The 14,005-nt window shown below is 37.0% G+C and carries 5 protein-coding genes and 1 pseudogene; 3 read left to right on the forward strand and 3 right to left on the reverse strand.

Going from position 1 to position 14,005, the window contains the following annotated elements:
* Nucleotides 1–177: 177 nt before the first annotated feature.
* The 3 genes and pseudogenes from H5J24_RS14945 to dnaE form a co-directional block, all read right to left on the reverse strand.
* Complete coding sequence (locus tag H5J24_RS14945; RefSeq protein WP_082811129.1) at nt 178–2,139, reverse strand: T9SS type A sorting domain-containing protein; 1,962 nt, start codon at nt 2,137–2,139, stop codon at nt 178–180.
* Nucleotides 2,140–2,267: 128 nt separating this feature from the next.
* Nucleotides 2,268–5,660 (reverse strand): T9SS type A sorting domain-containing protein, encoded by a 3,393-nt coding sequence (locus H5J24_RS14950; RefSeq protein ID WP_082811127.1) that lies wholly within the window; start codon nt 5,658–5,660, stop codon nt 2,268–2,270.
* 300 nt (nt 5,661–5,960) lie between these two features.
* Nucleotides 5,961–10,627: pseudogene (dnaE, locus tag H5J24_RS14960) on the reverse strand (DNA polymerase III subunit alpha).
* 379 nt (nt 10,628–11,006) lie between these two features.
* Between dnaE and H5J24_RS14965 the strand changes: the two are divergent.
* The 3 genes from H5J24_RS14965 (at nt 11,007) to H5J24_RS14975 (ending at nt 13,879) form a co-directional block, all read left to right on the forward strand.
* On the forward strand, nt 11,007–11,327 hold the full coding sequence (locus tag H5J24_RS14965; RefSeq protein ID WP_068942281.1) for a hypothetical protein: 321 nt from the start codon (nt 11,007–11,009) through the stop codon (nt 11,325–11,327).
* Nucleotides 11,328–11,514: 187 nt separating this feature from the next.
* Nucleotides 11,515–11,730, forward strand: coding sequence for a T9SS type A sorting domain-containing protein (locus H5J24_RS14970; protein WP_068942279.1), 216 nt, complete (start codon nt 11,515–11,517; stop codon nt 11,728–11,730).
* 76 nt (nt 11,731–11,806) lie between these two features.
* On the forward strand, nt 11,807–13,879 hold the full coding sequence (locus tag H5J24_RS14975) for an alpha-ketoacid dehydrogenase subunit alpha/beta (protein WP_068942277.1): 2,073 nt from the start codon (nt 11,807–11,809) through the stop codon (nt 13,877–13,879).
* The last annotated feature ends 126 nt before the right edge of the window (nt 13,880–14,005 follow it).

Here is a 14,005-nt window from a genome sequence, read left to right on the forward strand (position 1 = left end):
CAACCAGTACCGGATAAGTAATGAGTAATGAGTAATGAGTAATAAAAGATAATTCTGACTAGTCCTGAAAATCTTATACAGATTATAGTACAAAAATAAAAAGATGAGCAAAATTTGCTCATCTTTTTTATGAAACAAGATATTCAATATGTAACTGAATATTCGTGAATAATTATTTTATTTCTTAATAGCCTTCACGGTTTGTTTTGTTCCATCTTTCAGATTCAATACCACTACATATAAGCCTTGTCTTAGATCTCCTAAATGAAGAACAGATGAAGGATTTTCAATGGTTTTCACTAATCTGCCTGAAACATCCAGCACAGAGATTGATTTTACCTGATCTGCTTTTGCAATATTCAATACCTCAGCAAATGGGTTTGGATATACTTTAATTTCATTCTTAGCTTTAGATACTTCTGAAGTTCCAAGAGTTTCTTTATTAATAGTAATCGTAAATGCTCCTTCTAAATTATCTGTGAAACCACTATAATTCCCTACGTTTACATAATATGTAGTTCCTACAACAGTTGGCACCGATATTTCTTCTGTACCGCCTTGTCCACTAATATCCATCGTACTTTCACATACTAAATTATCACAAGTACCACTAAATACTCCTATTTGAGGATTAAAATTACTTCCTGCCGGCATTGATACTTTAATAGTATGAGCAGTACCATCTCCTGTAAATTTAAACCATGTTCCGTCATTCATAGGATCAGAACAGATTGAAATAAATCCATTATTATTAGTAGATCCTGCAGCATCAGATTGTGTGTATGAGTAAGGGAATGTAGCAGCAACTAATGCTCCTGAGCAGTCATCGTTTGCAGGAGGCGGAGGAACTGTTCCTATACAAATATCAAAACTTTGAGCTTCACCAGCTCCTCCGTCAGTGAACACCCTTACATAATAAGTTGCCCCTGGCGTAAGGCCAGTAATTATCTTAAATTCATAATAATCTGAACATTCAACATTAACCAGGTTACTGCAATCTCCATTTAAAACCTGAAACATAAGTGAATAACTTTCTTCTGATCCAATAGAAACCATATTACTCAATGAAACTGCATGGGTCGCTGAAGTTGCTGTAAATTTGTACCACACATCATCATCTGCTTCCCCATAACACGGGTCTACAGAAATATTGGAATCAGTAGCCTGATTGGTATGCCCGAATGTTTTGCTTCCACAATTCATATCTGGATTTACGGTTAATGTAACTGCAGTAGTACATTCATCATTCAAAGGAGCAGAGAGCGTGGTCGTAAATTTAGTCTCAGTACAGCCTGAAGATTCTCCTCCTGCTCCCACTGCTACAACTCTTACATAATAAGTAGCATCTAAAGAAAGAGGAGTGGATGGAGTAAAACTCGTTGTGGCTACCGTTTGCTGATTTACAATATTAGACCCTCCAGGAGTAGTTCCTATGGATATTTTATAGCTTGTAGCTCCAGATGATGGATACCAGCTAATAGTAGAAGATACTGGTACCATTACCGCATTATTTTCTGGTGACATCAGAGAAGTACAGGCAGGAGTTGTACTAGGTGTTAATCCCGTAAAAGTAACAACAGATCTATAGTCATATAAACTACCATACCCAGGATCTGAAGAATCAATATCTGAAAAACTTATTACCCCAATAGATCTGCCAGATGCATTATTAAGGTTATGTACATAAAACACTCGCTCCTCATCATACGCAGGATTATTTTCACCAACCGCAACCACTAGATTCTGTGTATTATTATAAGAAAAAGGAGTAGCAAAAGTAATTTCCACCATTCCGTTTACATTACTTACAGCACCTGTATATACCTCTGTAAGATCTGAGGCTAAGACCCAATCATCATCAGCTGCAAATTCAGTTTTAGAGGTATGTCCCAAATAAACAACCCAATCTGAAGAGTTTGTAATGTCTCCGGCAGGATCCAGATAAAATTTGAGACCTGTAATGTTTCCTGCGGCATTAGCATTGATTTCCTGTTTTGTAAATATTTGCTGGGAATAGGAATATTCCCAATAGGTATCAACCGGAACTTTCCCGATCGTAGTGCTTCCTTGTCCTAAGGTAATCTGAGCACTTAAAAATACACTTACCATCAGTAAGCACAAAAGTAAGATTTTCTTCATGGTACAATTTTTTTTAAGGTGTTAATGTATTTACCAAATTAACAATAATTTCAATACAACATTAAAAAAATATTAAAAAAAAGCAGCAACCATTAAGTTACTGCTTTAAATTATTATATTAATTGGTTTTATCTCTTAATTGACTTAACCACTTGTCTTGATCCATCTTTCATATGTAATACGATTAGATACATTCCTTGTTTCAAATCTGCTAACTGAAGTCCAGAAGAAGGTTTTTCAATTGTTTTCACCACTCTTCCTGCAAGGTCAACAACAGCAACAGACTGTACTTTAGAAATATCAGAAATATTCAGGATATCTGTAAATGGATTAGGATACACTTTTATTTCTTTTATTTTCTCAGTGACTACTTCAGAAGTTGCTAAGGTGGCACTTGTAATACTTAAATCAAAGTTCCCCTCTGCACTATCTGATGACGAAGAATAATATCCCACATTTACATAATATACAGTTCCCGCGACTGAATTAAATGTAAAGGTTTCAATATTCCCAAGAGTTGAAGCATTTTCATCTGCTGTTCCTACACAAACAAAAGCCTCACAACCTCCACTGTAAACAGATACTCTATGATCCCAGGCTGTAGTACTTTTTGCAGCTACAGTAATCTCACTGCCATTTCCGGTAAATTTAAACCACATTCCATCATTAGATCCTGAACAAGCCGTTATAAATCCTGCTCCATTGGTAGCACCTACTCCATCAGTCTGCGAATAGGTATATGGGAAAGAGGCCGCCATCAATGCTCCTGAGCAATTATCATTAGCTGGTGCCGGGCTAGCATTCACGGTAAATGATCTTTCAGTACAAGCTGTTGAAGTATCCGTATTTACTTTATAATAATATTTAGTTCCTAATGTTAATGGAGCTGTAACCGTATATGAAGTAACATTTCCAATATTAACATTATTCATAATGTCAGAACCACCAGCCGTTGTACCAATTGTTAAGGTATAATAAGCTGCTGTTGGCATTGCATTCCATTTTATTAAAGGTGTTATCGGCTGAAGTGTTGCACCAGCTGCGGGATATGTTACAACCGGACATGCCCCCTGAGTGGTAAAGTTATTTACAGAACAACCTGTTCCGGTAAGAGTTCCGGTATACCCTGTTACAGTATAATAATATTTTGTTGTAAACGCTAAAGGTGTTGCATGTGTATATGAAGTAACATTCCCTACATCTACATTATTTAAAATATCAGTTCCTCCTGAAGTAGTTCCCATAGAGATTCTATATCCTGTAACTCCTGTTATTGCATTCCAGGAAATAGTAGGAGCTAAAGACACCCCAGTTGCCCCTGAACTTGGTGAAGAAATTGAAGGACATAAAGTACTTGTTGTAAAGTTTCTCTCCGTACAAGCTGTTCCTACAGTACTTCCCGAGTAAGCAATTACCTTATAGTAATATTTTGTGCCGAAAGCCAAAGGAGTAGTAAATGTATAGGTTGTTACGTTTCCTACATCTACGTTATCCATGATATCATTTCCACCGGCAGTAGTTCCCATAGTAATTCTATATCCTGTCACTCCGATTATTGCACTCCAGGTAATCGTTGGAAGTATCGAAACTCCGGTTGCAGCTGAACCAGGTGCAGATACAGAAGGACATAAAGTTGCTGTTGTAAAGCTTCTTTCTGTACATGATGCAGATGTACTTGTTGCAGTGTATGCGTTTACTGTATAATAATATTTTGTATTATAATTAAGCGCAGTAGCCAAAGTATAGGAAGTTACATTTCCTACATCTACATTGTTCATGATATCCGATCCTCCTGTTGTAGTACCAATAGAGATTTTATATCCTGTTGCATCAGTTACAGCACTCCATGTAATAGTTGGAAGTATGGATACTCCGGTTGCAGATGAACTAGGTGCAGAAACAGTAGGACATCCGATATTTTTTGTAGTAAATGATGTCTCAGTACATCCATTGGCTGTCCCGGTACTATTAAAAGGAAGAATAGTAGCATAATATGTTGTACCATATAGCAATTGTGCTGCTGTCGGTAAAGTATAACTTACAACATTCCCCACATCTACTCCATTCATTAGATTTGTTCCACCCGGTGTAGTTCCTAAATTCATTTTGTAAGAAGTTGCACTTGGTGAAGCATTCCATTTAAGAGTAGGAACTACTGCTACTCCTGTAGCTGCATTAGCCGGTGATGTAATAGTTGTACAATCAGGTGCTACTGAAACTGCTGAGATTTTAACATTATCTACATAAATATCATCACTTCCATTATCTCCTTTAGCTAAAAATCTGATGATTGCATTGGGGCTGGAAGATGCTAAGTTTACATAATTGGTAACCCAAGTTGATGTAGTAGCACCAAAAGGAGAGCCGACATCTGTAAAGGTAGCTCCACCATCTGTAGAAAGCTGAATCTTTAAGACATCTGTACCGGTTGGATTCACATAATCAAAACTTAAAATCCTGTCACCAGAACCTGAGGATAAATTGATATACAAATCCATATATCCTGAAGCATATTGACAATTATAAGAATGGAATCTTGCTGCCGGAACTACTGCTGTTCCTCCTAATGTTACAGAACCACTGCTCCCAGTCCATCCTGAAGCTGAAGTAAATCCTGTACCGGAAACATTGCTCTGCCTCCAAGAGTTATCTCCTCTTGCCGGCCACGTTCTCCAATAGTTTGCATTAGGTAAATCTAAAGTAGAATTACCATTTGCCCATGCACTAAAATCTTCTGTAAAAGGTAACGTAGCAAAGGTTGTAGGAGCAGCCAGCCATGTCCCGGGAGAATAAGTAAATGTTAACCCTGAAGCAGGAACCGTTGTTCCATTGGATGTTCCTAGAGTTGGATTGGAAGTAGTGGAAGTTCCCGGAGTAAGCGCACTCCAGTTTGTTCCTGTAAAATTATTGATATCTGAACCTTCAGAACCTCTTATCCCTACCTGTCCAACAAGGTTAGCAGTTCCAGAGACGCAGTTTCCATAAATTAAAGCAACTGTACCAGATGTAAGATTCATCTGGATCTGAAAATTCAGCAGTTGGGAGGCGGAGCCTGAATTCCCTTGTACATCAGTAAACTGCACAATAAACACTGAACCTACAGTTTCATATGAAATTTCAGAAGTTGTAGTGTTGGCATTCTTCAAATTTGCAGCGAAACCAGCAAAAACGGCTTCGGGGGTAGTAGGAGAAATATCAGTAGATAATGCCGTATAGGTTCCATTACTCATCGCCCCTCCTAACGTTACAAAACCATTGTTGCTAATATAAACAGAGTTATATTTCTGGTTATTGTAAGTAAAAGTTGAAGGTAAAGGAATAGCAGCTGACACTAAATCGGTAGCCATGGTATCCCCCGTTTGCCAGATAGTTCTACTTGCAGATAGTGGCGTATAAGTTCCGGAAGTTTGAGTAATACCATATCCGTTATTGGTATTAGGGCTTGCAATTTGCGGCGGCCCAATCTGTGCAGACACACCACAATAAGAAGCGATGAGGCACGTGAGTAAAATTCTCTTCATAAATTAGTAATAATAATAGTTAGGCGGTAAAAGTATAAAATATTTAAATATATTTCATAAAATATTTTAAAATGATAACTAAAAAAATACAGAATAGCCATATTATTACACAAAAACTAAATATTTATTTAACTTTAACATATATTTTTCAATTCTTAACAAAAACATAAAACATTACATATCAAAACATTGAGTATTTTAAAAAAAATCAATTATATAAATCAAACAATATTTACTATTTAGTTTATCAAAATAAAAAAAGTGACCAAAGGCCACTTTTAAATTCATATTTTTATCTTTTTAGTTAAGATAGAACTCATACTTATTAAGTAATTGTATTTCTTTGATAAGATCCCCGTTCAAATCTACAGAATGCTTCATCGACTGTACTTCAATTTGGGAATCATCTTCAATATTTTTGATATAGAATTTTAATTTCTGGTTTCCTTTATTCCGTTCCAGAACTGTTTTGAAGAAATCCAGATCCTCAAGTCTTACATCCATCACATCCATTACTAAAGAAATACTTTTAGCATATCTTTCAAATGCTTCCTGAAGCTCAATCACATCATTTACATTGACAAAGACTCTTCCATCTTTTACCTGAGCAAATTTTATTTTAAAGATGACAAACCTTTGTACTTCCAGTTTTTCCTTCAGTCTCATATAATCCCTATCTCCCAATCTGAAAGAATAAGACCCGGAATAATCTTCCAGAGTGACAAAAGCTACTTTTTCACCACTTCTGAAACCATCCTGAACTCTATATTCTGTGATAAGACCTGCCACAGTATATTCTTTTCCACCACCACCGTTTTCTCTTTCTTTCTGAAGTGTTTTCCAGTCTTTCTTTTTTTCTTCAAACAGCTCTTCCTGTTTATTGGCAAAAGCCTGCTCCTTGTAAGCATCTACCTCATCCAGATTCAGGAATAAGAAATTTCCTTTTGGCTCTGCTTTTTTGGTTGCTTCTTCAATTATTTCTTCTTCTCCAACAGATAATTCATCGGAAACAATTTCTGTAAGATCGGTAGTTTCATCAGTTGAGTCCTGCTCCAAAACAGGTGCTTCATCAGTAGCAGTCTTTTCATCCTCTTCTTTTCCAGAACCGACTTCTTGGAAAGTCTCCCCTGCATAAACTGGAACTGATATTTAAACTCATCCAGTGGATGGGCAGAAAGATAGAATCCAATGGTTTCTTTTTCCTTGTTCAGCTTATGCATATTCGGCCATTCGGGACATGGAGCTAGTTTTGGCTGTTCGATCTGAACTTCATCTGCAAAATCAGCAAACAGAGAATGCTCCATCTCATTTTTACTTTCCTGAAAGCTTTGTCCATATCTGATCAATCGTTCCAGGTTCGTTTTTCCGGCCATATCAATATCAAAATACTGACCTCTGTGGAAAGTATCCAATTCATCAAAAGCACCAGCAACCACTAAACTTTCCGCTACCCTTTTATTCATTTGGGAAGGCAGTATTCTTTCAAAAAAATCATAGATATTTTTAAACCTTCCGTTTTCTCTTTCTCTTGTAATAGCTTCACTTGGTCCTTCTCCAATTCCCTTAATCGCTCCCAAGCCAAAACGGATCTGCCCTTTTTCGTTTACGGAGAATTTGTATTGAGATTCATTTACATCAGGTCCTAAAACATCCACTCCCATACTCTTACAATCCTCCATGAACATGGTAATTGAATCAGTATTGTTAATGTTATTACTCATCACACTCGCCATATATTCTGCCGGGTAATTGGCTTTTAAATAAGCAGTTTGATACGCAATAAATGCATAACAGGTTGAGTGGGATTTATTGAAGGCATATTCCGCAAAGGCCTTCCAGTCATTCCAGATTTTCTCCAGCCTTTCCTCATTAAGATTGTTTTTTCTACCTCCTTCAATGAATTTAGGATACATTTTATTAAGAACATCAATCTGCTTCTTACCCATCGCTTTTCTCAGCGTATCGGCCTCACCTTTCGTAAAGTTGGCCAGTTTCTGAGAAAGAAGCATTACCTGCTCCTGATAAACGGTAATTCCGTAAGTTTCCTTTAAATATTCTTCTGTTTCCGGCAAGTCATAAACAATCTCTTCAATGCCGTGCTTTCTATTAATAAAGTTCGGGATATATTTAATAGGCCCCGGACGGTAAAGTGCGTTCATGGCAATAAGATCGGCAAAAACCGTGGGTTTAAGCTCCCGCATGTATTTTTGCATCCCGGGACTTTCATACTGGAAGATCCCGACTGTCCTTCCTTCTTTAAATAATTGATATGTTTTGGCATCATCCAATGGAATAAGATCCGGATCAATATCTAATCCATATCTCGCTTTCACTAGCTTTAATGCATCTTTAATGATGGTAAGTGTTCTAAGCCCCAGGAAGTCCATCTTCAGAAGACCGGCACTTTCCGCCACCGAGTTATCAAACTGAGATACTAAGATATCAGCATCTTTTGCAGCAATGGTTACCGGAACCAAATTACTTACATCTTCCGGAGTAATAATTACCCCACAGGCGTGAATACCGGTATTCCTGATACACCCTTCCATCTTCTTAGCACTTGCCAATACTCCGTGACGGGAATCATCAGGACTTTCAAGAACATACCTCATCTCATCAACGAGCATCTGTTCTTCCGGTTTCAATTTATCATATTTTGCTAATGCTTTCGCAATATTCATCCCGGGTGTGGAAGGAATAAGTTTAGCAATATTGTTCGTATCAGGAATTGGAACATCCAGTACTCTTCCGGCATCTTTAATCGCAGATTTCCCTCCTAATACTGAATAGGTAATAATCTGCGCTACCTGGCTTTGTCCATATTTTTCAATTACCCATTTGATAACCCGGTCCCTACCCTCATCATCAAAGTCGATATCAATATCTGGCATCGAAACCCTCTCAGGATTCAGGAATCTCTCAAAAAGCAGATCATATTTAATAGGATCAACATTGGTAATTCCGATACAATAAGCTACGGCAGATCCTGCTGCCGATCCTCTTCCCGGGCCTACCCAAACCCCCATATTACGGGCTTCATTACAGAAATCCTGTACAATAAGGAAGTATCCCGGATATCCGGTATTGGCAATTACTTCTAATTCGAAATCCAGACGTTCTTTTATCTCATCAGTAATCCCGGTTTCAACATATCTTCTTCTTGCTCCTTCATAAGTAAGATGGGTAAGATAAGCCATCTCTCCTCTTTTCCCGCCATCTACTTCATCTTCTGCATGGATAAATTCCTCAGGAATATCAAATTTTGGCAGGAGAACATCTCGTTTTAGGGTATAAGGTTTAAATTTTGCAAAAAACTCATCATAGGCTTCAAACGCATCCGGATAAGCAAGGAAAGCTTCTTTAATCTCGTCAGAGCTTTTCATATAGTACTCTCTCGTTGCCAATCCTCTTCTCTTACCAAACCCTTTTCCGATAGGCGTTGTCAACTTCTCTCCGTCTTTGATACAGCTTACAATATCCTGGATATTCGCATCATCTTTATTGGTATAAAAAGTTTCATTCTGAGCCAGAATTTTAACATTATATTTATCTGCCAGATATAATAAAACTTCATTTAAGTGTTCTTCTTCTGGCAGATTATGGTTTTGGAGCTGAACATAAAAATCATCTCCAAAAGTGTCACTCCACCATTTGAAAAGTTCTTCCCCTTTCTGCTCACCGGTATTTAAGATCGCATCAGGAATATCTCCCATAATCCCGGAAGTTAAGGCTATAACTCCTTCTTTATATTGAGCAATCAGTTCACGGCTAATCCTTGGGACCCCAAAATAGAATCCTTTTAAGAAACCGATACTTGAAAGTTTTGCTAGGTTTTTATATCCGTTAAAGTCTTTTGCCAAAAGCACAACCTGGGTTCTCCTGTCCGGATCATCTTTGGTAAACTGCTTTTGTTCATAGCGTTCTGAAATATAAAACTCACAGCCTACAACAGGAATCAATGGCTCAGAAACAGGCTCTGGTTCATTAAATTCAGTTCCGTTTTCTTCAGCTTCCTGCTTTTTTGCCAGGTATTCTTTATGTTTCTTAGCTCTGTCACCATTCGCTCCTTCCACAGCAGAAACAAACTTGAAAGCCCCCATCATATTTCCCAGATCCACCATTCCGACAGCTGGAAAATTCTCATCAGAAGCTTTTTTAATCAAGTCATTAATACTTGAAGTAGCCGTTAAAGTTGAAAAGACACTATGATTATCAAAATTGAAATATTTTCCTAAATCAATTTCATCAATACTTCCAAAATCCTGTTGCTTCTTCTTATTATGAAAATCTGCAACCTGCCTTCTGATAACGATATTGAAGGGCTTGATCGGATCTGGATAAAGACTCTTAAAATAGGCTAACTGATCTTCCGAAATCTTTAATGTTTCAGCAGGAACAACGCCAATCCTTACCATTTCGAAAAACGCTCTGGCTGTAGCATTTACGTCGGCAGCAGCATTATGGGCCTCATCAAATTTATTCCCATACAGTTTTTCATAAAGCTCTTCAAGTTTCGGAGGTTTAAAACGTCCCCCACGACCTCCACCTAACTGGCAAAAATCGGTCCCCAGAATCATTGTATCTGCTTTGGGTTTCTCCTGAAGATTATCTTTTATATTTTTTCTGTAGAATTCCGCTCCTACAATATTGTAATCAAACTCAACATTGTGACCGGAAACTACTCTTATTTTTTCAAGCACCTTAGAAAACTCTTCTAAGATCTCCTGCAGATCACGCCCTTCCTCATTAGCAATCTTGGTTGTAATCCCGTGAATTCTTGCTGCATTAAAGGGAATATCATACCCTTCAGGCTTTATTATATAATCCTGATTTTCAATTAAATTACCATCATCATCATGCACCTGCCATGCGATCTGAACCATTCTTGGCCAGTTATCAGAATCTGAAAGCGGAGCATTGAAATTTTTTGGTAAACCGGTTGTTTCTGTGTCAAAAATTAAATACATATAATTTTCTAACTTTTTATAAAAAGAGAATGTAAAGTTACTTCATTTTTTCCAATTATTTATTCGAAAAAGTAGTTATGTAACAATACTATTATATAAAAAAACATTGACAACCATTAACATCTTACCCATCTTTTTTCTTATCCAAACTTATTATTATTAAAAAAGAATTAACATCCACCACACCTTTATTCATATCTCAACCTGAGCGAAAATAAAACTATAAAATTTAAAAACAATTTAATTTTTTAAATTAAAAACCAAACAAAAACCAATTAAATCACTAAAAAAACAAATTATTAATATTAGAAAAGGAAAAAAAATACAATATTCATATATTTGAAAAAACACAACAACCTTTAAATATCTATCAAATATTATGAAGAAAATCTTTATTTCGATCAGTACTTTGGTTATTTCTTTAACAAGTGCACAAAACAAAAATGAAACTCTCAAAAGAGATTTTGAAAAATTAAGAACAGAGGATATTCAAAAACTGGATACCTATATCGCTAAGAAATATAGCTCTAACAGAAATCCGGAAGCTTTAAAAGAAATCAATGAGCTCAAAGCCAGCCTTGCAGGCTTTACAGATGGCAATCAGCCTTATTTCTACAAAGTTCACGATATGGACCAAATCAAAAATTCCAATTCTGACTATTTACAGGGAGGTAATATTACAGGGTTAACATGTAGATAACGTTGAACAGGTAATAGTAGATGCTCCTGTAGCGGGAAGAACTTACAGAATTGAAATTTCCAATAAAGGCACCCTTAAAAACAATGATACCGAAAATGCTCCTCAAGACTACTCTATTATAGTAACCGGATATAACGAAGTATTAGGAACAAAAGAGTCTAAAACGGGTGTTTTAAGCAGTCTAGCCGTGGCTCCTTCTGTTACAAAAGATGTAATAAACATCCTGAAAGCTCCTAAAAAATCTACCTTCGCAATTTATGATCTTTCCGGTAAAAAATTACGTAATGGAACAATCGAAAGTGATAAGGAAACCATTGATTTATCGGCTTATACAAAAGGAATTTACATCATAGAAGTAAAAACCGGCAATGACATTACTTCTAAAAAAATCATTAAAGAATAATCAACAAATTCATATTTTTTTTGCAAAATACTAACAGTTGTTAGTATTTTGTTTTTTTTATATATATTTGCTTCCTATGGAAAATACACTTCACGAAAAAGTTTCTCAGGATATTTTACTTAAAGCGTACAATCATATGATGCTTGCTAAAGCAATGGCCGACATTTATGAGGAAAACAGAAACATCTGTAAATACGTCCACAGTACTTCAAGAGGCCACGAAGCCATCCAATTAGCAACCGCCTACCAACTCAAAAAGGAAGATTGGGTTTCCCCTTATTACAGAGACGAAAGTATTCTTTTGGGAATTGGGTTTGAACCTTATCAATTGATGCTTCAATTACTGGCTAAAGCTGATGATCCTTTTTCCGGAGGTAGATCCTATTACTCCCATCCTTCCAGCAGGGATGAGAATAAACCAAAAATCATTCACCAAAGTTCTGCAACAGGAATGCAGACCATCCCTACAACCGGTGTTGCTCAGGGAATAAAATATATTCAGGATTTCGAACTCCAACAGTTTGAAAATAATCCTGTTGTGATCTGCAGTCTTGGTGACAACTCTGTAACAGAAGGTGAAGTAAGTGAAGCTTTGCAGTTTGCAGCTTTACATCAACTTCCTATTATTTTCCTTGTTCAGGATAATGAGTGGGGAATCTCTGTAACCAAAGAAGAAGCCAGAACCTGTGATGCTTACGATTTTGTGGCAGGATTCACCGGATTAAGCAGAATGAGAGTTGACGGAACTGATTTCGTGGAAAGTTTCGAAGCTATGAAGAAAGCGGTAGACTTTGTAAGAACAGAGAGAAAACCTTTGGTTGTTTGCGCAAAGACAGTATTGATCGGACACCACACTTCAGGAGTAAGAAGAGAATTCTATAGAGATGAAGAAGATTTAACAAAACATAGAGCCAAAGATCCGGGAGAAATCCTTAGAAAGCACTTATTAGAAACAGGTGTAGACGAAGATCTTTTAAAACAAATTACAAAAAAGACCCGTCTTGAAGCAGAAGAAGCTTTTGAAAAAGCTAAAAACGCTGAAGATCCAAAGCCTGAAACGGTAATGCAGCACGTATTTGCTCCTACTCCAATTACAGAAGAGACAGGAACACGTGAACCTGCCAATGGCGAGAAGATCGTAATGGTAGATGCTGCTATTCATGCTATACAGGAGCTGATGTGGAAGCATCCCGAAGCCCTTCTTTATGGTCAGGATGTAGGAGAAAGAATTGGTGGAGTCTTCCGTGAAACAGTAACTCTTGGAAAGAAGTTCGGAAGCAAAAGAGTTTTCAATACGGCTATTCAGGAAGCATATATTATCGGTTCAACAACCGGGATGAGTGCTGTAGGTCTGAAACCAATCGTTGAAGTTCAGTTTGCTGACTACATCTATCCAGGTATCAACCAATTAATTACAGAAATATCAAAATCAAGCTACTTAAGTGGTGGAAAATTCCCTGTAAGCAATATTATTCGTGTTCCTATCGGAGCTTACGGCGGCGGCGGTCCTTACCACAGTGGAAGCGTTGAAAGTATTCTTGCCAATATTAAAGGAATCAAAATAGCATATCCAAGTAATGCTGCAGACTTCAAAGGTCTTTTAAAAGCGGCTTACTATGACCCGAACCCAGTGGTTATGCTGGAACACAAAGGATTATACTGGAGTAAAGTTCCGGGAACCGAAGATGCTAAAACCATTGAGCCTGCTGAAGATTACGTTTTACCATTCGGAAAAGGAAAAATTATCATAGAAGCTGATCGAGAGGAAACAGAAAAAGGCAGAACGTTATTAGTGGTAACCTACGGAATGGGAGTTTACTGGGCGAAAGAAGCAGCCAAGAACTTTAAAGGAAAAGTAGAAGTAATTGATTTAAGAACTTTAATTCCATTAGATGAAGAACTGGTCTTCGAAAGAGTAAAAGCACATGGAAAATGTATTGTTTTGACCGAAGAGCAGCTTAACAATTCATTTGCAGAAGCATTTGCACACAGAATTTCCAAGAATTGCTTTAAATATCTGGATGCTCCGGTAGAAACCATGGGATCTTTAGATGTACCGGCGGTTCCTATCAATCTGGTATTGGAAAAAGAAATGCTTCCAAATGCTGAAAAGCTTTCCAGGAAGATTGAAGAAATGCTGCAATATTAAATCAATATAAAATCAGACCTCTAAAATTATTTAGAGGTTTTTTTATGCTTTTTTTTCATTACTTTTATTTAGGATTTATCAAGCTCAATCCGAGAACATTATACTAAACGAAAACTGAAATTAAAT

Origin of the sequence: Chryseobacterium capnotolerans (genome assembly GCF_021278965.1) — a bacterium.
In the GTDB taxonomy this organism is placed as follows: domain Bacteria; phylum Bacteroidota; class Bacteroidia; order Flavobacteriales; family Weeksellaceae; genus Chryseobacterium; species Chryseobacterium capnotolerans.